This window comes from Bradyrhizobium sp. SZCCHNR1093, assembly GCF_032381175.1.
Classification (GTDB): domain Bacteria; phylum Pseudomonadota; class Alphaproteobacteria; order Rhizobiales; family Xanthobacteraceae; genus Bradyrhizobium.
In genome coordinates, this window is sequence record NZ_JAUHJJ010000006.1 from 301,169 (window position 1) to 326,091 (window position 24,923).

At 62.7% G+C, this 24,923-nt stretch carries 22 protein-coding genes; 11 read left to right on the plus strand and 11 right to left on the minus strand.

Features of this window, described 5'->3' with window-relative positions:
- Window positions 1–99 precede the first annotated feature (99 nt).
- From QX070_RS21345 to QX070_RS21355, 3 genes are all read left to right on the plus strand, one after another.
- On the plus strand, window positions 100–528 hold the full coding sequence (locus tag QX070_RS21345; RefSeq protein WP_315739018.1) for a GlcG/HbpS family heme-binding protein: 429 nt from the start codon (window positions 100–102) through the stop codon (window positions 526–528).
- A 208-nt stretch (window positions 529–736) separates the two neighbouring features.
- Complete coding sequence (locus tag QX070_RS21350) at window positions 737–1,741, plus strand: SDR family oxidoreductase (RefSeq protein ID WP_315739019.1); 1,005 nt, start codon at window positions 737–739, stop codon at window positions 1,739–1,741.
- Between the two features lie 86 nt (window positions 1,742–1,827).
- On the plus strand, window positions 1,828–2,190 hold the full coding sequence (locus QX070_RS21355) for a VOC family protein (protein ID WP_315739020.1): 363 nt from the start codon (window positions 1,828–1,830) through the stop codon (window positions 2,188–2,190).
- On the opposite strand, the gene QX070_RS21360 is transcribed toward QX070_RS21355, so the two are convergent.
- Together QX070_RS21360 and QX070_RS21365 are read right to left on the minus strand one after the other, a co-directional pair.
- Complete coding sequence (locus QX070_RS21360) at window positions 2,187–3,062, minus strand: GNAT family N-acetyltransferase (protein ID WP_315739021.1); 876 nt, start codon at window positions 3,060–3,062, stop codon at window positions 2,187–2,189. The genes QX070_RS21355 and QX070_RS21360 overlap by 4 nt on opposite strands.
- A 258-nt stretch (window positions 3,063–3,320) precedes the next feature.
- The gene (locus QX070_RS21365) at window positions 3,321–6,647 is read right to left on the minus strand and encodes an autotransporter domain-containing protein (protein WP_315739022.1); all 3,327 of its coding nucleotides are present in this window, start codon (window positions 6,645–6,647) and stop codon (window positions 3,321–3,323) included.
- A gap of 185 nt (window positions 6,648–6,832) precedes the next feature.
- On the opposite strand from QX070_RS21365, the gene QX070_RS21370 reads away from it, so the two are divergent.
- Window positions 6,833–8,041, plus strand: coding sequence for a TIGR03032 family protein (locus tag QX070_RS21370; protein ID WP_315739023.1), 1,209 nt, complete (start codon window positions 6,833–6,835; stop codon window positions 8,039–8,041).
- Between the two features lie 97 nt (window positions 8,042–8,138).
- Here QX070_RS21370 and QX070_RS21375 read toward each other — a convergent pair whose 3' ends face one another.
- The 3 genes from QX070_RS21375 to QX070_RS21385 form a co-directional block, all read right to left on the minus strand.
- Complete coding sequence (locus tag QX070_RS21375; protein WP_315739024.1) at window positions 8,139–8,918, minus strand: enoyl-CoA hydratase/isomerase family protein; 780 nt, start codon at window positions 8,916–8,918, stop codon at window positions 8,139–8,141.
- A 72-nt stretch (window positions 8,919–8,990) separates the two neighbouring features.
- Window positions 8,991–9,728: an esterase/lipase family protein gene (locus QX070_RS21380; RefSeq protein WP_315739137.1), complete on the minus strand. Its 738-nt coding sequence runs from the start codon at window positions 9,726–9,728 to the stop codon at window positions 8,991–8,993.
- Window positions 9,728–13,153 carry an acyl-[ACP]--phospholipid O-acyltransferase gene (locus QX070_RS21385; RefSeq protein ID WP_315739025.1) on the minus strand — a complete coding sequence of 1,142 codons (3,426 nt, stop codon included), beginning with the start codon at window positions 13,151–13,153 and terminating at the stop codon, window positions 9,728–9,730. The genes QX070_RS21380 and QX070_RS21385 overlap by 1 nt, the downstream gene beginning before the upstream one ends.
- A 226-nt stretch (window positions 13,154–13,379) precedes the next feature.
- On the opposite strand from QX070_RS21385, the gene QX070_RS21390 reads away from it, so the two are divergent.
- Window positions 13,380–13,829, plus strand: coding sequence for a hypothetical protein (locus QX070_RS21390; protein ID WP_315739026.1), 450 nt, complete (start codon window positions 13,380–13,382; stop codon window positions 13,827–13,829).
- A 52-nt stretch (window positions 13,830–13,881) separates the two neighbouring features.
- Here QX070_RS21390 and QX070_RS21395 read toward each other — a convergent pair whose 3' ends face one another.
- Window positions 13,882–15,969, minus strand: coding sequence for a molybdopterin oxidoreductase family protein (locus QX070_RS21395; RefSeq protein ID WP_315739027.1), 2,088 nt, complete (start codon window positions 15,967–15,969; stop codon window positions 13,882–13,884).
- 368 nt (window positions 15,970–16,337) lie between these two features.
- On the opposite strand from QX070_RS21395, the gene QX070_RS21400 reads away from it, so the two are divergent.
- From QX070_RS21400 to QX070_RS21410, 3 genes are read left to right on the plus strand one after another with little or no spacing between them, the layout of a single operon-like run.
- Window positions 16,338–17,024, plus strand: coding sequence for a GntR family transcriptional regulator (locus QX070_RS21400; protein ID WP_315739028.1), 687 nt, complete (start codon window positions 16,338–16,340; stop codon window positions 17,022–17,024).
- Between the two features lie 55 nt (window positions 17,025–17,079).
- Window positions 17,080–18,078 (plus strand): TRAP transporter substrate-binding protein, encoded by a 999-nt coding sequence (locus tag QX070_RS21405; protein WP_315739029.1) that lies wholly within the window; start codon window positions 17,080–17,082, stop codon window positions 18,076–18,078.
- A gap of 36 nt (window positions 18,079–18,114) precedes the next feature.
- Entirely contained in the window at window positions 18,115–18,255 is a 141-nt protein-coding gene (locus QX070_RS21410) for a hypothetical protein (protein ID WP_315739030.1), read from the plus strand.
- Window positions 18,256–18,446: 191 nt separating this feature from the next.
- Here the strand turns inward: QX070_RS21410 and QX070_RS21415 are convergent, their stop codons facing one another.
- On the minus strand, window positions 18,447–19,178 hold the full coding sequence (locus tag QX070_RS21415) for a Crp/Fnr family transcriptional regulator (protein WP_315739031.1): 732 nt from the start codon (window positions 19,176–19,178) through the stop codon (window positions 18,447–18,449).
- Window positions 19,179–19,749: 571 nt separating this feature from the next.
- A complete protein-coding gene (locus QX070_RS21420; protein WP_315739032.1) occupies window positions 19,750–20,463 on the minus strand; it encodes a helix-turn-helix domain-containing protein in 714 nt (237 codons plus the stop codon).
- Between the two features lie 141 nt (window positions 20,464–20,604).
- On the opposite strand from QX070_RS21420, the gene QX070_RS21425 reads away from it, so the two are divergent.
- Window positions 20,605–20,922: a cytochrome c gene (locus QX070_RS21425; protein ID WP_315739033.1), complete on the plus strand. Its 318-nt coding sequence runs from the start codon at window positions 20,605–20,607 to the stop codon at window positions 20,920–20,922.
- 10 nt (window positions 20,923–20,932) lie between these two features.
- Here the strand turns inward: QX070_RS21425 and QX070_RS21430 are convergent, their stop codons facing one another.
- From QX070_RS21430 to QX070_RS21440, 3 genes are read right to left on the minus strand one after another with little or no spacing between them, the layout of a single operon-like run.
- Window positions 20,933–22,033 carry an ABC-type transport auxiliary lipoprotein family protein gene (locus QX070_RS21430; RefSeq protein ID WP_315739034.1) on the minus strand — a complete coding sequence of 367 codons (1,101 nt, stop codon included), beginning with the start codon at window positions 22,031–22,033 and terminating at the stop codon, window positions 20,933–20,935.
- A 3-nt stretch (window positions 22,034–22,036) separates the two neighbouring features.
- Complete coding sequence (locus QX070_RS21435; protein ID WP_315739035.1) at window positions 22,037–22,816, minus strand: ABC transporter ATP-binding protein; 780 nt, start codon at window positions 22,814–22,816, stop codon at window positions 22,037–22,039.
- Window positions 22,817–22,818: 2 nt separating this feature from the next.
- Entirely contained in the window at window positions 22,819–23,955 is a 1,137-nt protein-coding gene (locus QX070_RS21440) for an MlaE family lipid ABC transporter permease subunit (RefSeq protein WP_315739036.1), read from the minus strand.
- 98 nt (window positions 23,956–24,053) lie between these two features.
- On the opposite strand from QX070_RS21440, the gene QX070_RS21445 reads away from it, so the two are divergent.
- Together QX070_RS21445 and QX070_RS21450 are read left to right on the plus strand one after the other, a co-directional pair.
- Window positions 24,054–24,386: a hypothetical protein gene (locus QX070_RS21445; protein ID WP_315739038.1), complete on the plus strand. Its 333-nt coding sequence runs from the start codon at window positions 24,054–24,056 to the stop codon at window positions 24,384–24,386.
- Complete coding sequence (locus tag QX070_RS21450) at window positions 24,387–24,890, plus strand: phage holin family protein (RefSeq protein WP_315739039.1); 504 nt, start codon at window positions 24,387–24,389, stop codon at window positions 24,888–24,890.
- The last annotated feature ends 33 nt before the right edge of the window (window positions 24,891–24,923 follow it).

Consider the following 24,923-nt stretch of genomic DNA (forward strand, 5'->3'; position numbering starts at 1 on the left):
AGCAATCCAGACCTTTTCTTTCACCCTGGATTGCTTCGCTTCGCTCGCAATGACGGATGACCTAGCCAACTTGGCATCACAAAGCACAAGGACACCGACATGGCCGATCTCTCGCTCGACACCGCCCGCAAGATCCTCGTCGCCACGCTCGCGAAGGGCATCGAGAAGAAGTTCAAGCCGCTCGCTGTGATGGTGCTCGACGCGCGCGGCTGCCTGAAGGCCGCCGCCGCGCAGGACGGCACCAGCCTGATGCGGGCCGAGGTCGCGCACGGCAAGGCCTACGGCGCACTCGCCCTCGGCCTCGGCTCCCGCGCCCTGTTCCAGCGCGCCCAGGAGCAGGCCTATTTCATCGACGCCGTGAACACGCTGGCCCAGGGCCGCATGGTCCCGGTGCCCGGCGGCGTGCTGATCATGGACGGCACGACGCTCGTCGGCGCCGTCGGCGTCTCCGGCGACACTTCGGACAATGACGAGATCTGCGCCGTCGCCGGCATCGAAGCCGCCGGCCTCAAGGCCAATCCGGGCTGAGCTCCGGTCGCACCGGCAAGGCTCAGCGAGCTTTTCTGTCCCACAATCTCCGGGGGGGCTGGCCTGCCCTCTCGGAGCCTGATGGATCGCGCGTCGAAGTCCACGGCTCCGATAACGGCTGACGGAGAATTCATTCGGCCGGCTTGACCGGCCCGAAACATTGCCGGCCGCAGCACGTTTGTACGACGGGGCGCGTGGAGAACCGGACATGCCTCGCAGACCAGCTCGCACCATCATCATCACGGGCGCCTCCGCCGGCGTCGGCCGCGCCATCGCAAAACGCTTCGGCGAGGCCGGCGACCGCGTCGGCCTGATCGCGCGTGACGAGGATGCGCTGCGCGACGTCCAGCGCGAGCTGCAGGCGCGGTTTGCCCATGCCGAATACGAGGCGGTCGATGTCGCCGACGCGCAGGCGCTGTTCGAGGCCGCCGAACGGCTCGAGCAGCGCCTGGGTCCGGTCGACATCTGGATCAATGACGCCATGGAGACGGTGTTCTCGACCGTGGCCGACATCACGCCGGAGGAGTTCCGCCGCGTCACCGAGGTCACCTATCTCGGCTTCGTGCACGGCACGATGGCGGCGCTGCGCTCGATGCGCCGGCACGGCGAAGGCCGCATCATTCAGATCGGCTCGGCGCTCGCCTATCGTGGCATTCCGCTGCAGGCGGCCTATTGCGGCGCCAAACATGCGATCCGGGGCTTCACCGACTCGCTGCGGGCCGAGCTGATGCACGAGCGCTCAGGCATCACGCTCAGCATCGTCGACCTGCCCGCGGTGAACACACCGCAATTCGACTGGGCTCGCGCGCACCTTGCGCATACGCCACGACCAATGGGCCGGCCGGTGGAGCCCGAGGTGATCGCGGACGCCGTCTATCGCGTCGCCGACGGCGGCTTCCGCGAATATTGGATCGGCTGGCCGACACTGCTCACGATCCTCGGTAACGCCGTCGCGCCCGCTTTGCTCGACCGCTACCTCGCTGCCAAGGCGATCGCCGGGCAACAGACCGACGTACCACTGGTGCCCGATCGCACCGACAATCTCGACCGTCCCGTGACGCGCCTACACCGCACCCGCGGCTCCTTCAGCCAGGGCGCGGCGCAGCGGGCGATGCTCGTGCCGGGGGATGTCGCGCGCGCGGCGACCATTGCGCTCGGCGCGGCGGTGTTCTTCGCGCTGGGCGCTGTGATGAGCCGGCGGCGCTGGCGCTGAATTCGTCACGACCCGGCCGCCCTTGCGTGCCAACTGTGATCTGAGCTTCTCTATGGCGCGGCTTCCACACGGCGAGGAGCGCCTCCATGACCATCGAGAGCATCAGCGCGATTACGATTGCCACCCACGACATGACGCGCGCGGTCGCGTTCTATCGCGCGCTCGGCTTCGACGACATTGCCCATGGCGGCGCCCACACGTCGTTCACGAGCTTCCGTGTGGGCTCCGGCTTCCTCAACCTGATCGCCATGTCCAGGGAGAAGCAGTGGAGCTGGTGGGGCCGCATCATCTTCCACGTCGCCGATGTCGACGCCGTCTACGCCAAGGCGCTGGCCGCTGGCTTTGCCCCCTCGACCACGCCCTGCAATGCCGAATGGGGCGAGCGCTATTTCCACCTCACCGATCCCGACGGAACTGAGCTTCGCGCGGCCGCTCGGACGGTGAGTTAGCCGAGTTCGAAGGTGGTGACACCGAACACCCGGTCGATCCGGAGCGGCGGGATCGGCCCGGTGTACATGCGCGCGGTCTCGAACACCGGCTTCAGGCCGAGGCTCTCGGCGAGCGCCACCGCCTCCGGATTGATCGCGGGCACGTCGAGGAACACCTCGGAGTCGCCGGCTGCGCTCAGCAGCGCCGACACCACGGCCTCGGCATCGGCACGCTTTTCCGCAATCAGCGGACCGATTTTGTAGCCCGCACGGCACGGACGGATCACACCCCAGGCGGCTAGCGTACCGTCGCGGATCAGCGCCCGGCCGACATGACCGGGCGTGTCGATCCAGGCCCGCAGGAATGCCCGGCGCGGGGCGGGAAATACGGTCGCATCTGACGCTTCGATGTCGGAAAGCGGCACATCGGCAAGAGCGACGATACCTGATCGATCCGCCGATTGCAGCAAGGCGGCGGATCGTCCCCCGTAGCGGATATTGGCATACGCGTAGCTGAAGCCGGATTTCCGATAGTTGTCCTGCTGCGCGACCACGCCATCGAGTCCGACAATACGAGATCCCGCATGCGCCATCGCCGCCTGCCAGAGCCGCAAGCCGTAGCCGCGCCCGCGCAGCTCGGGACGCACCATGTAGAATCCGAGAAAGGCGAACCGGTCGTCATAGTTCACGCAGGACACGGTCGCGACCGGCACGCCGTCGCGCTCGGCTACGAGGAAGCCGTCGGGGTCGACCTCTGCGAAGCACGTCACATCGGACAATCCGGGATTCCACCCCTCGGCTGCCGCCCAGTCGATCGCGAGCCCGATCTCGTCCGGCCGCATCGGCCGGATGTGCAGGCCATCAGCGTCGGGATGTCCGGCGGGTCGTGTCATGTTCCCCTCGATCCGAATGCCGCACCATCCGTCAATCATGACGCCGCGCGAACCTCAGGGCAACCTACGCGGCCAATACTGCTGTGAGGTTTCAGTCTCGAATGATGATCGTCCAAGCACGCTGTTCATCTGCTGCAAGGACAAGCCAGGCGGCACTCAAATGTGCGCTGCGCATTCGCAACCAAATGATAGGCAGGTCTCGATGAGACGCTGATCGCCTCGCGCATCCGCTGTCCGGATATCTTTCCCCAGATAGAGCTAGAATTGAACTTTGATGTGCCCCTCGATCGAGTGATCCTGGCTGCTCCTCGAAAGATTGCCGCGATAGGACACTCCCATGACAGTATTGGCGCTTGTGCGCAGATCCAGGGCGGTCTGCACCAGGGCGGCATCCCGAGCGAGCGGCAGCCCTGCAATGTCAAATGCAGCGCCGGTGCTTCTGAAAAGCAGGTGGTCTTCCGGCTTGAGCTGGCCGAAACCGTGTTGCCAAGCGAGCGATGCTGACGGCTTGAGCGCCATTCCGTCCGATAGTGCAATCAGCGCCGATGCGCGCGCCCCGATCGCCGTATAACCTACGTCCTCCTCGCGCGATGAGCCGGAAAGTGCGGCGACGTCACCGGCCTCATCGAAGCCATTGGTATGGAGATGGATCCAGGACCAACCTGCAAATGGCTCCACAAGAGCATCCGCGAGGTTCAGATCATACCCAATCTCACCAAATATTTGTGAGCCGAACGCGCCATAACGCCCGGTCGCCCGTTCGAGAAAACCCGGATAGCTGATCGAGCGAGCGCTCCCAATGGTGCTGAAGCTCAGAAGTGCCCCCGAGCGGACGTTCCAGGCACCCACGTCAAAGCCAGTATAGACGGCTAGATATGCGCTATCGATATCGGCCGAGCTCGCACGGGCATCGATGCTCGTCCTCGAATTGGTGTAGCCGACCGCGACGCCTGCCCGCCAGTTGTCGCCCAGCCGCCCATCTACTCCGCTGAAGAAACCGCTCAGGCGTCGGCTCATACCAGCAGCATTGCCGTCACCATGAGCCGTGCCCCAAGCCCCCACTCCCTGAGCCCACCAGCCAATATCCCGCGATGTGGACGCGTTGGCCGACGACGGAATGCTGCCGGTGCGGAGAATGCGCCTGTCCGTATCGGCGGCGTAGGCCAGATGCTTCGGCGAGGATAGATCGACATCGCCGTAGATCACGGCTGGACCACCGGAGCCGAAACTCGCAAACGGCCCAAAACGGTCCTCAAAGGAAGTTTGACGCAAGCGTCCGAGGACGGCGTCCCGGGCGAAATGACCGTCTTCGACGAGGGACGTCCGTGCGCTGGCATGAAGTTCGCCCGACAGCGCGTCGAACGCCTGTTGCGCGCCGGGCGCTGTCTGGAAGATCACGCTGCCGAAGAGCCGGCTATCCGGCGAGCTTTCCTGGAGAGCGGTGGCTACGGCCAGCTGGTTTGCCGTCCGCGCGACGCTCGGAAAGAACGTCGACTGGGTCAACGAGAGGAACACGTTGTTGGCATCATAACTCAGGCTGGGAAACAGGAACGCAGAGTTGCTGCTCACCCCAGAGAAGGCACCACTAATGCCATCGGCGGCATTGAGGATATTGTAGGTGGTACGGAAGGCATAGGCACCGTTCTGCGGCAGGACGACGACATTGCCATTGAGTCTTGCCGTGCCGGTCGCCACGATCCGGTCTGCCGCCCCGGACGCGTTGGTCTCGACTTCGTAGGTGGAGCCAGAGGCAAAGGATACGTCGCCAGAGACATTAAGCGTCCCGATCGCATTGCCTGGAGAAACGACTCCCCTGCTCGCGACAGCGAGGCCGCCGATCGTGCCATTGCCCATGAGCCGGGCCCCGGAGTTGACGAACACGGTCGATGCGAGCTCCCCTGTGACGTCTAGTATCCCGCTGTTGATGAACGTCGGGCCTGTGTAGCTACTGTGCCCGCTCAGGACGAGCGTGCCACTGCCGTTTTGCTCGAGGGCACCAGAGCCTGAGATCGTTCCACCGAAGGTGTAACCGTCGGAATGATTGAAAGCCAAGATTCCGTTGTCGATCACGTCGCCGACGATCGAGCCGCTGGTACCGCCATTGCCGAGTTGCAGTGTGCCCGCGCTGACGATGGTGCCGCCGGTATAAGTGTTCGCACCGGAGAAGATGGTGGTGCCGGAGCCAAGCTGTTGGAATGTCCCGGTGCCCGAAATGATGCCGCCGAACGTGTAACTGTCGGAACGATTGATCGCGAAGATGCCGTTGTCAGTGACGTTGCCGCCGATCGAGCCGGCGCTGCCGCCATTCCCGAGTTGCAGTGCGCCGCTATTCACTGTGACTGAGGTGTTTGGCATGTTTCCGTCGACCTCGAGCAGGCCGCCATTCACGGTAAAGCTGGAGATGAGCGGAGTGGTGCCGGTAAGCGTCCAGTGGCTGCTGCCCTCCTTGAGAAACGTCCCGAAGCCCTGGTATTGCAGGCCGGCACCGATCGTTGCGACGTTGAAGCTCGCTGTACCAGTGCCGCCCAGTGCAAGGGTGTCGCTGCCGCCGCCGAAAACGTTGCCGTTGATCGCAGCGGTTGGATAAAGCTCAAGCCGGTTCGCCGAACCATGAAACCGAACGGCGCCGCCCGCACCGCCATTTAGCGTACCGGCCACAGTGAGAGTGGTAGGGCTGACGACGAAGCTCGATGTATCAATGGCGAAACCATCCGCTCCCGTACCATTCGAGGTCACGTGGCTTCCGGCGCCGATCGTGATCGCAATTGATCCGCTCGTTCCGCTTCTCGCATATATGCCCGTCGTATTGGTTCCTGTGACGTCGCCAGCGACGGCGATCTTTACCGCGCCGTTGCCATCGCTCCGCGCGAAGATGCCGGTCTCCTGGCCTCTCACGGTAGTTCCGGCGGCTGTGGTCACCGTGACATCTGCGTTCCCTCTCGCGAGAAGAGCGAAATCGCTGCCGGTCGTGCCGGCGGCCGTGACGTCACCGTTGACCGTCACGGTCGTCGATCCAGTGCCGTAGTTGCGGCTCAGAATTCCGTAGCGCGCGCCGCGGACGTTGGAGCCTGCGCCGGTTGTCACGGTCAGATCAGTGCCGAAATTGATCGCCACGATTCCCCGCGATACCGAGGTTGTGCCCGTGCTTACGACATCGCCGTTGGTCGTGATGTTGAGCGCGCCGGTGCCCTGGTTGCGGCCCCGAATGCCGTAGTTGAGGGCGGTGATATCACCGTTGGTATTCACTGTGATGCTGCCCGGAACGCCGGCTGTCGTCGTCATATTGAGTCCGTTGCCGGCGGTCGCGGTAAACGGAGAGAAGTTCGTATCGGTGTATGAAAGGTTGCCGGCGCCGGTGATCGTCAGAGCATTCGAGGAGACGGTCGTAATGCGGAATCCCGATAGCGCAGTCACGTGAGCGTTGGCGCCCGAAATCGTCTGGGCGGTGCTGGCCGCCGAGCATTCCCAATTGGAACCGCCCACATTGGCGCAAGCAGCGTAGACCCGGCGGCTATAGCCGAAAACTGCGCCCACCAGCATCGAAGACGACAGCACCAACTGCCGGCATGGAAACCTGTCGGACAAGCGCCGCCCTCCTCCTTTGGGCTGGGAAACTCAACCTTTATATGTCAAGAATTACTGGACAACCAGAAGATGATGGCACATCGACCAAAAAGTCTTAAGCCGTTCCCGTCTTTCGAGGCACTCTCCTAGGCCGCGCTGAAGAGGCCTGCCTCTTGTCGGGTTCACCGCCGTTTGGAGAAGCATCCATGGGCCGTCGTGACGACGTACCGACATTCGAATCAAACGAGATTCTGCCAGCCGATCGAACTTGCGTACGCCTTCCCGCGGAACAGGTTGGCCGGGCCGGCAGTGAAGCGGTTCGGTATTCCATGTCACCCGGACTGCCCGGCTTTCTTGGTTCTCAGCGCATCGCCATCGCGGGTTCGTCCTATCAATCCGGCAAATTCTATTTCCTGGGTCAGAATGCCGACGGCGGGCTCTTGGTCCACGAGCGCCTCTTTCACAAGGCCATGGGAATCTGCGTCGTGGACAGCGATACGATCCTGCTCGCCACGATGTTCCAGATCTTGAGATTCAGGAACGTACTTGCGCCCGGGCAGCGGATCAACGATCTGCACGATGCCTGTTATGTCCCGCGCCAGATCTTCACCACTGGCGAGCTCGATGTTCATGACGTGGGGATGCTGAGCGACGGCCGCATCGTCTTCGTCAACACGCTTTACAATTGTCTTGCCTCTACATCGGAACGGCACAGCTTCGCGCCGCTGTGGAAGCCTTCCTTCATTTCGAAGATCGTCAAGGAGGACCGATGTCATCTGAACGGACTTGCCATCGAAGACGGCGCCCCGCGCTACGTTACGGCGATCAGCAGATCGGACACCGTCGACGGCTGGCGCGACCGTCGTTCCGATGGCGGCATCGTCATCGACGTGCACTCCAATGAGATAGTGATCGATGGTCTCTCGATGCCTCATTCCCCCCGGCTCTATCGCGGGAGATTGTGGGTGCTCAACTCGGGCACGGGGGAGATCGGATGGATCGAGCGTTCAGCAGCCGGCGCGACGTTCCACGTTCTGGCATTCTGTCCCGGCTTCGTGCGCGGGCTCGCGTTTTTCGGCAACTATGCCTTCGTTGGCTTGTCGAAACCTCGCTATGAGCGTTTCGAGGGTCTCGCACTGGATCGCAGGTTGGCCGAAACCGATTCCGAACCGTGGTGCGGAATCCAATTGATCAATCTCGACACCGGTGTCTGCGAAAACTGGTTTCGGATTGATGGGGCGGTAGCCGAATTCTACGATCTGGGCGTGGTGCCAGACGTGATACGACCAATGGCGATCGGCTTCGCCAACAACGAGATCCTTGATCTCGTCACCCACGATCCGATGGATCCCGCTCAGAGCGCTTGGCCTGTGCATGAACGAGCGCCGGGAATTGGGTCCCCGAGGCGCGCGTAAAGCTGCGCGCTAGCCGAGGAACGAGCGATGCTCCGCCTTCGCGGAGCATGACAGCTGGAACAACAGAGCCGCCGTCAAGCGATCCACCTGCCGCGCGCTACTTCCCCGGCCACACCGGCTTGCGCTTCTCGGCGAACGCCTTCAGGCCTTCCTTGGCGTCCTCGGTCATCGCCAAGAGCGCGATCTGGCTTTCGAGATAGGCGATCGCCTCGTCGAACGACATCGACGCGATGGCGCGCATGGCGTATTTGCCGCGGCGGATGGCGGTCGGCGACTTGTCGACGATGCGGCCGATCAGCCACTCGATCTTGGCATCGAGCTCGGCGGCGGGAACGACATGGTTGAGCAACCCCGCAGCCTGTGCAGCCTTGGCATCGAACGGCTCGCCCGTCAGCGCCCATTCGTTGACGAGTCGCGGTGGCGCGATGCTCTGCAACAGGCTCAGCACCTGCATCGGGAACACGCCGACCTTGACCTCCGGCAGGCCGAAGATGACGTGATCGGCCGCGACCGCCATGTCGGTCATGCACAACAGCCCCATGCCACCGGCCATGCAGACGCCGCCAAGGCGCGCGATCGCAGGCTTGGTGGCATTCTGCGACAGCCTGAGCAGATCGGCGTAGTCGACATTGGGGCGGGAGAAATCCATCGCAAAGGCCGCGCCCGAGTTCTGCAGGTCAGCGCCGGCGCAGAACGCCTTGTCCCCCGCGCCGGTCAGCACGATCACGCGAACCTGCGGATCGTCATGCGCCTGGCGATAGCCGCGCGAGATCCCGGCGATGACGTCGCCATTGAGGGCGTTGCGCTTCTCTGGACGATTGATGGTGATCCAGAGGGCCTGGCCGCGCTTGTCGAGAATCACGCTGTCGTCGGTCATCGCCTTGCCCGTTGCTTGATGTTGGATGCGAGATTGGCGCGGGATAGCCGCCGCGGGCAAGGAAAACTTGCGTCAGCTGGCCGCGCGGCGGCCGATCTCGGCGATGACACCGTGCAGCAGCGGACGCGCCGGATCGAACTGTCCGGTGCGCAGGAACGCGATGGTCTGCCGGAACGACGTCGGATGCACCAGCAGGCCCGTATGCGACGCCTTGACCGTTGTGTAGTCCGTCATCCCGGCGAGCTTGCAGCTCTCGACCGAGACGCGGCCGTCGTTCGGCCGCGGCAGCAGGAACAGGCCGGCGATCGGATCGAGGAAACGGTTGCCGGCGATCACGCCGATCTCGTAATCGGCGGGTGGCAGAGAGGCGAGCGTGACGTCCTTCGTGGTCACCAATTGCAGGCCGGCTGGACCGAAATAGGCGCGATAGAGCCCGACGTTCTGCAGCCGGTCGGCAAGCTCGCTGCCACCATTGGGCGTTCCCAGCATGACGACACGGCCGAGCCGCGCCGGCCGATGCTTCGCGATCGCGACCCGTGCCAGCAGCCCGCCCATCGAGTGGGTCACGAAGTGGATCGGACCGTCGATCCCGGCGGCGAAATCGGCGATCGCCGGGCGGATGTCGTCGGCAAGAAACTCGAGCGGTTTCTTGCGGCTTTCATAGTCGAGGTTCAGCGTCGCAAAACCTGCGCGCTGCAACCGCTTTTCCAGTGGACGCAGCATCAATGATCGGCCGGCGATACCATGCAGCAGGACGACCCCCGCGTCGCGGGGGCCAATGTGCTGAGAACGCCGGCGCAGCGATGCAATCACGCGACTTCCCGCTCTTCCGGCTCACGCTCGACCGTGGCTGTTGCCGCACTCGCCTCGGCGAGCGCCTTGGCGCCGACATAGTCGGTCTTGCCGGAACCGAGCAGCGGGATCTTGTCGACCACCATCACGACGGCCGGCACAGCGAGCTCCGGCGCGCCTTGCGCCTTGGCCTGGCGCTGCATCGCGGAGCGCTCGGCGTCCTTCTGCGTCGTGATCAGAACGATGCGCTCGCCCTTGCGCTGGTCGGGAATCGAGACCGCGACCGATGCCGCTTGCGGCCATAGCGTCGCGGCAATCTGCTCGACCACCGTCAGCGACACCATCTCGCCGGCGATCTTGGCAAAGCGCTTGGCGCGTCCCTTGATCGTGATGAAGCCTTGCGCGTCGATGGTGACGATGTCGCCGGTGTCGTGCCAACCCTCCGGCAGTGCCTCCAGCACACCCGGATTTTCGGCTCTGACATAGCCGAGCATGACGTTGGGGCCGCGGACCGAGAGGCGTCCGCCCTCCTCGATGCCCGGCACCTTGTCGAGCCGGTACTCCATCAGCGGCGACAGGCGGCCGACGGTGCCGACACGGTTGGCCATCGGCGTGTTCATCGCCAGCACCGGCGCGGTCTCGGTGACGCCATAGCCTTCGAGAACGCGGATGCCATAACGCTCCATGTAGATCTGCCGTGTCCGGTCCTTGACCGGCTCGGCGCCGGCGATGACCAGCCGCAGGGTGCGGAAATCATAGGCATGGGCGGAGCGCGCGTAACCAGTCAGGAAGGTGTCGGTGCCGAACAAGATGGTGGCGCCGGTCTGGTAGATCAGTTCGGGCACGATCCGGTAGTGCAGCGGCGACGGGTACATATAGATGGGGATGCCCGCCAACATGGGCATCATCATGCCGCCGGTGAGGCCGAAGGAGTGGAACACCGGCAAAACATTGAACACAAGATCGTTAGCGTTGGCGTCGACCCTCGCCAATGCCTGCGCGGCATTCGCCAGAATGTTGCGATGGGACAGGACAACGCCCTTCGGCGTGCCTTCCGAGCCGGACGTGAACAGAATCACGGCGGGGTGGTCGGCATTGCGGGCGACGCGCGGCTTGGTGCCGTCGATCATCCCCTTGATCTTGTCGGCCAGGCTGACCGAGGCCTTGACGTCCTCGAGATAGACCAGACGGGCCTGCCCCTCGATCGCCGCGATCAGCTTGTCGAGCTTGCCCTTCTCGATGAAGGCCCGCGACGTCAGAACGGTCGTGACCTGCGCCGCCTTCATCGCCGCCAGCACGTTCACCGGGCCGGCGGAGAAGTTCAGCATTGCCGGCACGCGGCCGATCGACTGCAGCGCCATGAAGACGACGGCGACGCCGGCGGAGTTCGGCAGCAACAGGCCGATGTTCTCGCCCACCATCGTGCCCTGCTCGAGCTTGCGGCTGAGCACCTGCGAGCCAAGCAGCAGCTTGCGATAGGTCAGCTTGGTGCCGAGCGGATCCTCGATCATCACCTTGCCGGTATCGTGGTCGCGATGGGCATGGGCGAGCGCCTCGAACAGCGTCCGATCCAGCATGGCGTTCTTGACCATGGCTTCGATCATCACGTCCTGCAGCGCAGCGCCAGCTGCATTGCGGCGGGTCTTGCCCTTGAGAGCCGCATCGATGGTGAGCTTCACCGGCGGCAGGATCGTCACCGTCACCTTGGGAAACCACGAGCGCTTGATCTGGCCATCCTTGAGATAGCTGAGATGCGAGCGCTGCGCGCCCTCGATGCGGACCGGCACCACGACGGCGTCGGCCTTGTCGGCGATCATCGCGGTGCCGTCATAGACCTTCATCAGCGAGCCCGACACCGTGATGCGGCCCTCCGGGAAGATCACCACCGGCTCCTGGCTGGCGACCAGCTTGATCAGATCGCGAGCACCGAGCGGCTTGGTCGGGTCGATCGTGATGTGGCTCACAAGTTTCAGGAAGACCTTCGCCCACCAGGCCTTGGAGATCCCGGTGTCGACGGCGAAGGTCGCATCGATCGGCAGCACCGCGTGGAGCAGCGGGCCGTCGATCAGGCTGACATGGTTCGGCGCGATCAGCATGCGGGTGCCGGCCGGCGGCAGGTTCTCCAGCCCGCGCACCTCGGTGCGGAACAAGGCCCGAAACAGCATCGCGCCGAAGTCGCGCACGCCCTCTCTGCCCCATTTGGTGAGCACGAACCAGACGGCGCCGAAGCTCGCCAAGGCCAGACCGAAGAAGATCCAGGCGATCGAGACGCCTGCAGCCTGCAGGCCAGCCACGCCCAGCGAGCCGACCACCATGAAAGCGGCCTGCAGCACGTTGCCGGCGGCGATGACCCGGGCGCGCTCGGTGGGCTCCGACCACGCCTGCACAGCGGCGAACGCAGGAACCACGAAGAGGCCGCCGCCGAAGGCGAACAAGGCGAAATCGAACAGCATGCGCGAGCCTGACCAGGAGCCGATGAATCCCAGCGGCGTGATTCCCTTCGCGATCTCCGTCGTGCCGATCGCCCAGGACAAGTCGAGGCCGAGCACGCCCATGATGATGGCGCCGATCGGCACCAGCGCGAGGTTCGGCCTGACGTGGCTAAGATGCGCGGCGAACAGCGAGCCGATCGCGATGCCGACCGCAAAGATGGCGAGACACAGGGTGACGACGCCCTCGGTACCGCCGACGACGTCCTTGACCAGGGCCGGCAGCAGCGACAGCACGACGGCACCCACCAGCCAGAACCAGGACACGATCACCATGCCGTCCCACAGCCGGGGCGCGGCATGTAACGACTTCAGAAGGTGCAAGGTCGAGGTCCAGGGGTTGGCTGTGATCCGTAGATCCGGCGCGGACGGCACCGTGTGCGGGATGCGCGAGGCGGAGGCCCAGGAGATGACGGCAAGGCCGATCACCGCGAGAGCGACCCAGCCCATGTGCGAGGAGCCGGAGACAAGCTGGCCGCCGGCGATGGTGCCAATTAGGATGGCCATGAAGGTCGCACCTTCCACTAGCGCATTGCCGGTGGCGAGCTCGCCGACCGTCAGCTGGTCCGGCAGCATGGCGTATTTCACCGGGCCGAACAGCGCGGCGATGACACCGAACATGCCGAGGGCGACGAACAGCAGCGGGATCGAATGCATGAAGAAACCCAGCGCCGCGAAGCCGGCAGCGAATATCTCGGCGAACTTCAGCCTGCGCGCGACGATGCCCTTGACGTACCTGTCGGCCAACTCGCCGCCGAGTCCCGAAAGAATGAAGAATGGGAAGATGAACACCGCACCGGCCACGGTCACCAGCGCATCGCCATGCACGGCCATGGCGCCATAGAGCAGCATGATGACGAGCGCATTCTTCAGGACGTTGTCGTTCAGCGCCGAGGAGAATTGCGCCCAGAACAGCGGGGCAAAACGGCGCGACGACATCAACTGCTTGATCATGGTCGTTTCCTGGTGTGCTGCGGCGGCTCGGCCGCAAGGATGACAAGAGTCTTGAAGGTTGGTGATGAAATGAGGTGATGCAGGTGACGCACCCTGTTAGACGCGGTCATGCGGTCTGCCGTTCTGTTGTTGGCCGCCGACCAGCACGAAGAGTAGCCCGAAGGTCGTGTGCAAAAGGCTTATCCAGACCGAGGGCAGCTGGACGGAGGTTATGGGACGCGAGGACATGGTGACCGCTTCCTTGCGTTTGAGCCGGGGATTTGAGCCGTGGTCAGCTCAGCTCACTCAGGTAGTGGAAGCAGCCGAACAGGCCGCCGCGGCGAGGCCGGCGTCCCTCGCGAACAGCTGCGCGAAAAAGCCGGTCTCCGGGCACCCGCCTTGCGCGCCGCGCGGCCAGCAGGCCGGCAACGTCACAGGCGTTGGCGATGCGCTCAACGCGTGCCGCCACAAGGTGAGACGCAGCCCGAGCCAAACCGTTCAGCAACGGCTGGAGATCGACGACGGGAAAAAGCTGCGGACCGCGAAAGCTGAGAACCTGCATGGGATCACTCCTTCTATTTTGAGCAACGCTCAAAATAGATATCGCAAAAATGAGCGACGCTCAAGAGGATTCGGTAAGGCGGAGCGATTGGGTAAACGAAGTCTTCCCGGCCGCGGCCAGCACACCAAGGCATGACATCAAGCCATTGATTCTAAAAAATATTTTCGATGACCCGTCCAGGTTGGCGTCACCCGGCCGATTTGCGCAGCCAGACCTTGTTGTCGTGAAAGGCCGCGCCCCCGATCGGCGCGACGGTGTCGGCAGCGGTGAGCACGTTGATGCCCCGCCCCCCGACATGGGCGCGATTGGGATGGATGGATTCGGCGATCAGCACCCCGCGCCGGACTCCGTCGAACAGCCGGGCCGCAAGCGAGGTCTGGCCACGCTCATTGCCGAGCGTGACGATATCGCCGTCGACAATGCCAAGCGGGGCTGCATCGAGCGGATGGATCATGACGGAGGGTCCCCCTTCCCGCGCCTGCGACGATGGCGTCTCGTTGAAGGAGGTGTTGAGGAACGAGCGCGCGGGGCTGGTCGCAAGCCGAAACGGATGCTGTTGATCGACCTCTTCGGTCACCGCCCAATGGTCGGGCAACGACGGCATGCGTTCAGGATTGCCCATGACGCGGCCGAATAGTGGATGCGCCCAGTCGGCCTTGAAGTGAAATTTCCCGTCGCTGTGCGCGAAGCCGTCGAGATAGTGCGAGGTGCGGAAGTCCGGCTGAAGGTCGCGCCAGACATCGGCCTCGAGCCCGGCGATATCGCCATGGCCGCTCTTCTTCAACGTCGCATCGATCAGCTCGCGCGGCGACATCTCGAAGCCCGGATGCACCGCCCGCAGCCGGCGCGCCAGGCCCTGCAGCACCTCATGATTGGACCGGCACTCGCCGGGCGGGTCGATCAGCTTCGGTCCGATCGAAATGTGCTGATGGCCGCCGCCGTAATAGAGATCGTCATGCTCCATGAACATCGTGGCGGGCAGCACGATATCCGCCATCTGCGCCGTCTCGGTCATGAACTGCTCGTGGACCGCGACGAAAAGATCCTCGCGCGCAAATCCGTTGCGAACCAGCTCCTGCTCGGGCGCCACCGTCATCGGATTGGTGTTCTGGATCAGCATCGCCTTGACCGGCGGACCGCCGCACAACGCTGCTCGATCCCCGGTGAGGATACGCCCAATCTGCGACTGATCGAGAAAGCGGGTGGAATGATCGACGGCATCATGGCCCTCGATGATCGATTCATCGAAATGCCACAGCGCCGCGTTGTTGAAGAAGGCTCCGCCTCCCTCATACTGCCAGGCGCCGGTCACCGCGGGAATGCACGATGCCGCATGCATCTGCGTCGCGCCGTTCCTGCTGCGGGTGAAACCATAACCCAGTCGGAAGAAGGTCCGCTTCGTCTCTCCGACCAGACGGGCGAACGCCTCGATTTCGGCCACGGGAACGCCAGAGATTTGCGATGCCCATTGCGGCGTCCGGGTCTCCAGATGCGCTTCGAGTTCGGCAGGACAATCCGTGTACTTCTCCATATAGGCGCGGTCGGCATAGCCATCGCGAAACAGCACGTGCATCACGCCGCAGGCAAATGCGCCGTCGGTCCCAGGTCGCAGGATGACCTTGATGTCGGCCTGCTTCATGGTCTCATTGTCGTAGACATCGATCGCCGCGATCTTGGCGCCTCGTTCCTTCCGGGCGCGCGCCGCATGAGTCATGACATTGACCTGCGTGTTCACCGGGTTCGTGCCCCAGATCACGACCAGATCCGAGAGCGCCATCTCCCGCGGATCGACGCCGGCAATCTTCCCGGTGCCGATGGCAAAGCCGATGCGCGCGACATTGGCGCAGATCGTCGAGTAGAACCGCGAGTACTTCTTCACATGGGTGAGACGGTTGAGGCCATCGCGCATCACGAGACCCATCGTGCCCGCGTAATAATATGGCCAGACCGACTGAGCGCCAAAGTCGCGCTCCACCTGGAGAAACCGCTCGGCGATCACGTCCAACGCCTCGTCCCAGGAGATGCGTGCAAATTGCCCTGAGCCTTTCGGGCCGACGCGACGCATCGGATGCATCAGCCTCTCAGGATGATGAATCCGCTCGGCATATCTCGCGACCTTGGCGCAAACCACGCCAGCCGTATAGGTCTGCCGTTTCGAGCCGCGAACGCGGCCGATCGTCTTTCGATCGAGCACCTCGACGTCGAGCGCGCAGGCCGACGGACAATCGTGCGGGCAGGTGGAATGGCGGATGTCGACCCGAGTTTGCTGGTTCATGCCCGATTCGTAGCACCAAAGAATGCGTCCGCCGAGAGCATTCGCGAGGCATTCGCATGAACAAGATTCGTGCGTGTCTGCTCCACCGCAAATGTTTCTGGACGCGGCAAGTCACCATCGACAACAACCGATCCGCCGCCAGGGGCAAGGTGAAGACTGCATCAAAAGACGATAGGCTTCTGTTGCGCGCTCGGGGTCGCTCTCCTGCGATCGATCTACGTCGCAGCGCACCATGCCCAGCCCTCAGCTGACCGGCAATTTCGATTGCAAAGCCAGCTTCATATATTAATATATCAGTTGAGGAAACGCACATGTCCAGTCGAGCCCCGAGGAAAATGGCCCCAGCGCCACGGCCTGTGGTTGCCCGCATGCGCCGCAATGGTCGGCCCCGCGGCGCGACAGCAGCGTCACGCATCTACACCGATCTCAGGTCCGAACTCGTGTCGCTCGTGCGCCTGCCGGGGGAGCCGATCTCAGAAGCGCAGATTGCGACGACCTATGGTGTCAGCAGGACACCGGTCCGCGAGGCCATTCTGAAACTCTCAGATGAAGGGTTGGTCGAGATCTTTCCGCAGTCCGGCATCTTCGTCTCGCGCATTCCGGTCGCAGCACTCCCCGAGACCATCATCATCCGAAAGTCTCTCGAAGAGACCACCGCTCGGATGGCCGCCGAGCATGCGACATCGAGCCAGTTGCTCGACCTTCATGCGACCCTCGAACGTCAGCGCGAGACCTGTGCCGCAAAGGATCGCGAAGCCTTCCACCAGGCGGACGAGATGTTTCACGCTGGCATCGCCGAGGTCGCGGGCTATCCCGGGATCTGGAAACTGATCGTTCAGGTCAAGGTTCACGTCGACCGCTATCGTCGACTGACCCTGCCGCAGATCGGACGGATGGCCGAAGTGATCGCAGAGCACGAACCAATCCTTCAGGCCATCGAGCGGCGCGATCCGGATCGTGCCCGGGCTGCCATGGCGAGTCATCTGGAACGCCTGCTCGACGACATCTCTGAAATTCAGACCAAGAATCCAGAGTATTTCGATCAACCAAGCTAACGAGATGATCGCATCGAACCTTGCGGCGACACGATCATTCCGTCGGAGAGACGCCATGAAAAGACGCGATTTCATCAGATTGAGCGTGGGCTTTGCGGGCGTTGCAACGCTGCCGCCGATCTCGGCCGCCCTTGGGCAATCGAAGGCGGTGTTCAAGGCATCCGACGTTCAGCCGCCGGGTTATCCGACGGTTGCAGCAACAGAAAACCTCGGCAAAAAGCTTGCAGCGGCAACCAACGGCAGGCTGTCGATCCAGATGTATCCCTCCGCTCAGCTCGGCGGCGAGAAAGAGACCATCGAGCAGACCCAGATCGGGGCGATCCAGATGCTGCGGGTCAGCGCCGGCGCGCTCGGCCCGATCGTCGACGACGTCAACGTCGTCAACATGCCCTTCCTGTTCAAGAGCATCGAACATTCTGAAAAGATGATGGACGGTTCGATCGGTCAGGACCTTCTGGACCGCGTCAGCGCCAATGCCAGCGCAAATCTGGTCGCACTCTGCTGGATGAATTCGGGCGCGCGCAGCATCTACAACACCAAGAAGCCCATCAGGACGGTCGAGGACGTCAAGGGGCTGAAGATCCGCGTGATCGGCAATCCCATCTTCATCGACATGATGAACGCGCTTGGCGGCAACGGCGTCGCGATGGGCTACGATCAGGTCTTCAGCGCGCTGCAGACCGGCGTGATCGACGGGGCCGAAAACAATCCGCCGAGCTACGTCTTCAGCAATCATTACACGGCCGCGAAGTACTATTCGCTCACCCAGCATCTCGTCATTCCGGAAATCCTCGTGTTCTCGAAGCGGTCCTGGGCAAACCTGTCGACCGACGACCAGACCTTGATCAAGAAGTTCGCGCGCGAAGCGCAGATGGAGGAGCGCGAACTCTGGAAGGCCTACGAGCGGGAAGCGATTGAGAAGGCCAAGGCCGGTGGCTCCGAGATCGTCGAAATCGCCAACAAGGCGCCGTTCCAGAAGGCCGTGAAGCCGGTCTGGGACAAATACGGTCCGAAGTACCAAGAAATGATCAAGCGCATTCAGGACATCGCATAGACCGCACGCTCGGTTCGGACGATCAAGAGGCTTACGATGGCCGGACTCTATCGCCGGGCGATGGATGCGCTGTATCCCGCTTGCGTCATCGTGGGCGTAACGGCGCTCATGCTGATCTCAGCCGTCATCACTTGGGCGGTCTTCACCCGCTACGTCCTGAACAGCGCGGCTTCCTGACCCGAAGCGATGGCCGTCCTGTTGTGCTGGTGCCACCAAACCATAAACGCCGTCCTTCACGCGCTCGCGGCCGGCGAGACGATCTCGATCAGCGCGCTGTTCATGTCCGCCCCCCGGGGAAATCCAGCTCGCCGTCGGCGGGATACGGCCATCACCGGCTAGGTAGGACGTCGGAAAATGCCTCGCCGCCCCTACTCGTCTTCGTCTTGACCGGCCTCCGCCAATCCGCGTAACGGCTCGGGATTCAGAAGCACGATCGCCCCGTGCTCGAGGCGGACCCAGTCCCGCGCGGCCCATGCACGCAACTGCTTGTTGATGCTCTCCCGCGTCATGCCGACCATTTCGCTGATCTCCTGCTGAGTGATGGCGATGGTGCGGCTTGCGGTATCCAGCTTGCGCTTGTCGGTCAGGCCGAGCAGCGCACTGGCAAGGCGGCGGGGGAGATCCTGAAGGATGACCTGCTCGACCTGGTCGCTGGTCCAGCGCAGCCGATCGCAAAGCAGCTCGATGAATTTCATTGCCAGCACCGGCTGGCTCTTCACGAACGGCAGGAATTCGCGCCGATCGATGACCAGAATCTCGCAGTTCGTATTGGCCGTTGCGTCGGCTGTGCGTTCTCGGCCGTCGAGCACGGCGACTTCGCCGAATATCTCACCCGCGCTGATCAGGTTCAGGATGGCATTGCGGCCGTCGGGCGACGAGACACTGATTTTGACGGTGCCACTGATCACGGCATACAAGCTTGAGCCAGGATCGCCTTTTGAGAAGATGGTTGAACCGCGCTTGAGCGATGTCGGCTTGGCGTAGCGGCAGAGCTGATCGACCGCATCGGCCTCGAGTTCACGAAAAATCGGATGCTGACGCAGCACCGACAGTTTGCCGTTGTTGGTAGGTCGGACGCTCGCCCGCTTTTCCTCAGTCACACCGCATCTCCCAGGCGTCCGAATACCGCCGCCCAAGGGAGCTGTCCAAAGCCGGTGGCCAAGGCCCCCGCGGATGTCAGGGGACTATGGACACGCCTACAGCCACCAGCAAAGACGATCCCTCGGACTTGCGACCACCGATCCTCGATTTCATTGCACTTCGGAATACGGCAGATCGGCGGATTGTCCAGGAAAATGCGGCGAACGCTCAAGGCGAAGCCATCTGCCAATCGACGCCGGAGGCGTTTCCGCCCCCGAGAGGCGGCCCGGCATACATTGTGCAGCGCGTGAGAGTCGTCCAGCCGCCCGTCGGACCAGCAGCGCTACTCTTCTGAGCGCAAGATGCCGCAGCCCAAGGGCAGCCTGTACCTCACACCCGATGTCTTGTCTGTGAATCAGCCCAAAGCAGGACCGCAGCGAACCCGACAAAAACCCCCACAACTGCAAAGCTGACCATCATAGCGTCGAGCGGCATGTCTCTCTCCCCTGTTCGAGTTTGAGACACAGTTCCCTATCGGCTGCGCGACAGTCCTTGATCCAGATCAATGCAATGCGGGTTTCGCCAGCGACGTCAGGCAGCAGCCATAGCTTCAGCTCGCGCCGAATCTCGAAGCGAGACGCCCCCGGGCAGGATCGCGATGATGCCCTCCCGTTCGAGCTTCGTGAACGTTCGACTGACGGTCTCGATGGTGAGCCCGAGATAGTCGGCGATATCCTGCCGACTCATCGGCAACGGTACCATGTTAGAGGGTCCCCGAAGCTCCACCAGCCGGTCCCTCCAGCCAACGAGGAATGTCGCGACCTTCTCCTCGGCTGATCGGCGTCCGAGAAGTACCATGTGATCACGCGCCTGATTCAGCTCCTGCACGGCCAGTTCGTTCATCCGCCGCAGCAGGTTCGGCTTGTCCTCGGCAAAGCGTCCGAACGGTCCCTTTGCGAACTGGCAGACGGTGACGGGACCGATTGCGTCGGCCGAAAATCCATGCCGTTCCTCCGTCGTCATGCCGACGAAGTCGCCAGGCAGCGCAAATCCGACGATCTGCCTGCGTCCGTCGGGGAGAAGCTTGTAGAGCCTCATGACTCCATCCAGTAAGTTGTAGAAGCAGGACGACGTATCTTCTTGCGCGAAAACCGTCTCGCAGGTCGCAAAATGGGTCCGGCGGCTGAGCTGCTCGAATTCACGCATTTCGAACTGGTCGAGCGACGCACAGACACTGAATCCCCGCACGGCACAATCGGCACAGGCCTGCCCATGGAAATCGACTGCAACAAGAGACGTCTTCATACGGGGCTCCGCTGGGCCAAGCGCAAGGATATAATGATTGCATTCTAACGGACGCTCGAAGTTCCGATTGATTCAAATCAAACGAACCAACAATCCGGGCCCTATCGTGGCCGCCATTGCCAGCGCCAACGGACATTGTGAATGCAGCGGCTTGTTCTGTGCCACCTTCTCGCCGCGATAGCGTTGGCGCCCCCCTCCTACGCGGCGTCGACGTCGCAGCAACGTGGGCAGGCCTTCGCGAAGGCCCACTGCGCACGATGTCATGCCATCGGTCGAACGGGAGAGAGTCCCTTCGAACCGGCACCCCCGTTCCGAAACCTGCATCTCCGCTACCCGATCGAATCACTGGGCGAAGCGCTCGCGGAGGGGATCGTGACTGGTCACCCGGCCATGCCCCAATTCCAGCTTGCGCCGCCGCAGATCCACGATCTGCTCTCGTATTTGAAGAGCTTGGAATAGCCCCGTCGATTCAGAGCGCCTGTATCGTCCAGGTCAGAATCGATTTGACAACCCGGCCGAAGGCCTCGTCGAAGGCGGACACGGCGCCAGCAGGATCAAGCCGGGCAACGGGCTGGTTTTCGTCAAACAGCCGTGACGCGATGACCTTGCCGTTCTTGTCGACGAGGCGAGCCGACAGACCAATCTCCGCCGCGGCGGTGTCGCCATTGATCCGGAAACGGCGGACATCGATCAGCAGCTGAAAATCCGGCTGGCCGAGATCGGATGTCCGCAGCGGAGCGTGGGCCACATCGTAATTCTCGAAGGCATCTATCAGACGTGACTGCAATAACTTGGGGATGCTGTCAGCCCACAGGAAATCACCGAACCCCGGGTAGTCCTTTGTCGGCGTGAACAGCATGCGTTGAGTCTGCAGCATCGCCACGGCCGTGGGCTCAGGAATCGCGAGCTGACCCTTGATGGTCTTGTTGACCGGCCCCAGTTCTCGCGGCGCGCTCAGATCATAGGTGACCTTCTGTGCTGGAGCGCCGCCTCCCGTCATTTTTTCCAGACCCGAGACGATTCCATCGAGCTTGCCGGTATTCCGCGCAAGGCCGTCCGAGAATGTCTTGAGGTTGGCGATCGTGTCTTTGAGCGGCCCGGCATTCTCCGCAAGCACTGCGTCGACGCGCCGCAGGGCGTCCCGGGCGGCCTGCGTCATGCTTTGTCCGGCGCCCGGTTCTGCAATCAGTGTCGATATGGCACTCGCCGCTCCTGCCGACGAGCCGCCCTCCAGCGCGATCACCGGCACTCCTGTCAGCCCCTGGAATTCCAGACCCACCTTGGTGTCGGCGCGCACGGGAGTCGTCGACGCCACGGAAATCGTTGCGTTGACCCGACGCGGATCGTTCGGCGCCAGGCCCAGCTCAGTCACCTCGCCGACCCGAATTCCGTTGAACAGAACGGCAGCTCCGACCAGCAGGCCGGGCACTGAGCCCTCGAACTGCACGTGATAGGTCGTGCGAGGCCCGAGTCCTCCGGTGTTGTTGAGCCAGTAAACGAAGCCAAAGATCGCGACGATGGCCGCCAGCACGAAGCCGCCGATGACAGCGAAAGGCGCACGGGTTTCCATCTTTCAACTCGCTTTTGGTTGCAGCATCTGGGATCGCTTGCCGTGAAAATAGGCTCTGACCCAAGGGTGTTCTGATCGAAGGAGATCGCTCATAGGGCCAATTGCCACGATCTTGCCGTCGGCCAAAGCAGCGACCCGGTCGCAGACCGTGTTCAGACTGGCGAGATCGTGCGTCACCATGAACACCGTCAATCCCAACGTCAGTTGGAGCGTCTTGATCAGGGCGTCGAAATCGCCGGCGGAAATCGGATCGAGGCCGGAGGTCGGCTCGTCAAGAAATACGATCGCCGGATCGAGAGCGAGCGCCCGCGCCAGCGCGGCGCGCTTCGTCATGCCGCCGGATAGTTCGGCTGGGAATTTATCACCGTCCTCTGCGCGAAGGCCGACCATTTCGAGCTTGGCTATCGCGATCTCATCCATCAAGCCCTGCGACATCTGCAGGCTCTCGCGCAGCGGAAATTGAACGTTCTGTTTGACCGTCAGTGACGAGAACAGGGCTCCCTGCTGGAACAGAATTCCCCAGCGCCTCGCCGCAGCCTGCGTCGTCCGCTCCTCGGCGCCACCAAGGGGTGTCCCCATGACCTCGATGGTCCCGCTGCGCCGAGGAATGAGGCCGATGATCGTCCGCATCAGGACGGATTTCCCGCCGCCTGACGCGCCAACCAAACCGAGAATCTCACCGCGACGAACGTCGAGCGAAAGATCGTTCAGAACGAGCTGCCGGCCGAACCCGACGACGAGATCGGTCACGCGGATCGCGCTGGACACTCCAAGATCATCCATTGCTACATTCCAATGGACGCAAAAAACACGGCGAACAGACCATCGAGCACGATGACCAGGAAAATGGATTTCACCACGGATGTCGTGGTTTGTTGCCCCAGCGATTCGGCACTACCTTTCACACGAAGTCCTTCACTGCAGGCAACAATGCCGATCACCAAGGCCATGAACGGGGCCTTCAATATTCCCACTTCGAAATGGGTGACCGAGATGGCATCGTGTAGCCGGGCGATGAAGATTGCCGGTCCCATGCCACCATAGAGCTGGGCCACCAGCCCTCCCCCATACAGGCCAGCCATCGAGCCGATGAAGGCGAGAATTGGCAAGGTCAAGATCAACGCAACGATGCGAGGCAGGATCAGCACCTCGACGGGATCCAGCCCCATCGTCACCAGCGCATCGATCTCCTCGCGCATCTTCATCGATCCAAGTTCCGCCGTGTAGGCGCTTCCCGATCGCCCTGCCACCATGATCGCGACGATCAGAACGCCAAGCTCGCGCAGGACCAGAATTCCCACCATATCGACCACGTAGGATTCGGCACCAAAACGTCGAAAATGGAAGATCCCCTGCTGGGCGATGATGGCGCCGATCAGGAAAGTGATCAACGCCACGATTGGAATAGCCTGCCATCCGATGCGGTACATCTGATAGACGAGGGAGGTCACGCGCAAAGATTGCGGCCGGCGTAGCGTCCGCAGCAGAGCAAAGGACAGCGCGGCCAACATGTCCAGGAACACTTTGACGTCCTGGGCTGCCCCCAGACTCGAACGACCGAGGTCCGTGAGTTTGGCGAGGACCGGATTCAGTCTCGGTGCCGGCTCGACCTCTCGTCGATTGACCTGCCGGACCTCCTCGACCAGGCCGATGTAGTTTTCTGCCACCCCGGTCATCTCGACCCGACGACCGCCAGCGGCGGCACGGCGGCTGAGCTTCTCGAGCAACCAGGCACCGACGGTATCGATCTCGCTCACGGCACCCAGATCAAGCTTCACGGCTTTCGCACTGTTGACCCTGGTGCCGGCAGAGCTGGTCAAACTCTCGAGCTCCGCCACGTTGAGGGACACCCATGATCCGCTCGGACGAAGCTCAAGCACATCCTCCGTCGTCGCGGCCGTCAGTCCCGGATGAGCACGCAATTGGATGTCTCCCTCAGTCGGCGCGCCGAGGCACACCCGTTCCTAGATCCGGCCGATCTGCCTCGCTTGATCTGCGTCAATGCCGTCAGCGCAACGGGTTGAGCGAAATCAAGCATCCCGCCGGACTGCGTTCTACAGTGATTTTGGTGCGAGGACAAAACATGGCTATCGACCCGACGACGCTCAGGACCGAGTTGGACAGCCTGACGCGTGAGCTAAGCCAGCTGCTGCGGGGCGCGGGGGCGCCGCTTGGCAACCCGGACGCGCAACCAGCCGCCGGAATGCTCGCTGCAGCGATCGAGGCGCTGGACATGCGTCTAAGTGAGACAGACGTTCAGGTGGAGCGGATGATCAGGGACCGTCCGATCGTGGCGACAGCTTCGGCCTTCGCCCTCGGTCTTGCCGTTGGCCTCCTACTGCGGAGAACTTAAGTGGATACCGAGAATGTCGTTAAACATTTGCGCCTTCTCTGGCGGACGGACCGGGTCATTGCCGACATCAGGCTCCGGCACCTGCTCGTCGGGCTCGGCCTCCGGGCCTTTGCGGCGCTGATTGCCGTCTTTGGCCTCCTGATGTTCGAGCTGGCGGCCTATCTTGCATTGGTCCAGATCACCTCCGCGGTGGTGGCAGCCGCAGCACTCGGAGCCTGCAATGTCGCGATTGCGGCGATCCTGCTGATCATCGCATCCCGTGCACCGTCCGGCAGGGAACTCGAACTAGCCAACGAGATTCACTCCTCGTCCATGGACTCGCTGCAATTGGAAGCACGAGCTCTGCAGGCCCAGATCTCGAGCGTGGTCAACCATCCGCTCAACAGCCTCATTCCGCTGCTCATCGTTCCCATTGCGACGATGATCATCAGAACTCTCCGCTCGCATGGCGGCTCCGAAGGCGAGGCGGCGAGCCCGCCGCCCAACGACCGCCGTGCGACTTGAACCCATCCTGCTGAATCAGGTGAGAGGCAATCG

Excerpts from the sequence above, each read along its gene's own strand:
- QX070_RS21345 (WP_315739018.1), top strand. The coding sequence starts at position 100 with ATGGCCGATCTCTCGCTCGACACCGCCCGCAAGATCCTCGTCGCCACG.
- QX070_RS21350 (WP_315739019.1), top strand. The coding sequence starts at position 737 with ATGCCTCGCAGACCAGCTCGCACCATCATCATCACGGGCGCCTCCGCC.
- QX070_RS21355 (WP_315739020.1), top strand. The coding sequence starts at position 1,828 with ATGACCATCGAGAGCATCAGCGCGATTACGATTGCCACCCACGACATG.
- QX070_RS21360 (WP_315739021.1), bottom strand. The coding sequence starts at position 3,062 with ATGACACGACCCGCCGGACATCCCGACGCTGATGGCCTGCACATCCGG.
- QX070_RS21370 (WP_315739023.1), top strand. The coding sequence starts at position 6,833 with ATGGGCCGTCGTGACGACGTACCGACATTCGAATCAAACGAGATTCTG.
- QX070_RS21375 (WP_315739024.1), bottom strand. The coding sequence starts at position 8,918 with ATGACCGACGACAGCGTGATTCTCGACAAGCGCGGCCAGGCCCTCTGG.
- QX070_RS21385 (WP_315739025.1), bottom strand. The coding sequence starts at position 13,153 with ATGATCAAGCAGTTGATGTCGTCGCGCCGTTTTGCCCCGCTGTTCTGG.
- QX070_RS21390 (WP_315739026.1), top strand. The coding sequence starts at position 13,380 with ATGGTGACCGCTTCCTTGCGTTTGAGCCGGGGATTTGAGCCGTGGTCA.
- QX070_RS21395 (WP_315739027.1), bottom strand. The coding sequence starts at position 15,969 with ATGAACCAGCAAACTCGGGTCGACATCCGCCATTCCACCTGCCCGCAC.
- QX070_RS21400 (WP_315739028.1), top strand. The coding sequence starts at position 16,338 with ATGCGCCGCAATGGTCGGCCCCGCGGCGCGACAGCAGCGTCACGCATC.
- QX070_RS21405 (WP_315739029.1), top strand. The coding sequence starts at position 17,080 with ATGAAAAGACGCGATTTCATCAGATTGAGCGTGGGCTTTGCGGGCGTT.
- QX070_RS21410 (WP_315739030.1), top strand. The coding sequence starts at position 18,115 with ATGGCCGGACTCTATCGCCGGGCGATGGATGCGCTGTATCCCGCTTGC.
- QX070_RS21420 (WP_315739032.1), bottom strand. The coding sequence starts at position 20,463 with ATGAAGACGTCTCTTGTTGCAGTCGATTTCCATGGGCAGGCCTGTGCC.
- QX070_RS21425 (WP_315739033.1), top strand. The coding sequence starts at position 20,605 with ATGCAGCGGCTTGTTCTGTGCCACCTTCTCGCCGCGATAGCGTTGGCG.
- QX070_RS21430 (WP_315739034.1), bottom strand. The coding sequence starts at position 22,033 with ATGGAAACCCGTGCGCCTTTCGCTGTCATCGGCGGCTTCGTGCTGGCG.
- QX070_RS21435 (WP_315739035.1), bottom strand. The coding sequence starts at position 22,816 with ATGGATGATCTTGGAGTGTCCAGCGCGATCCGCGTGACCGATCTCGTC.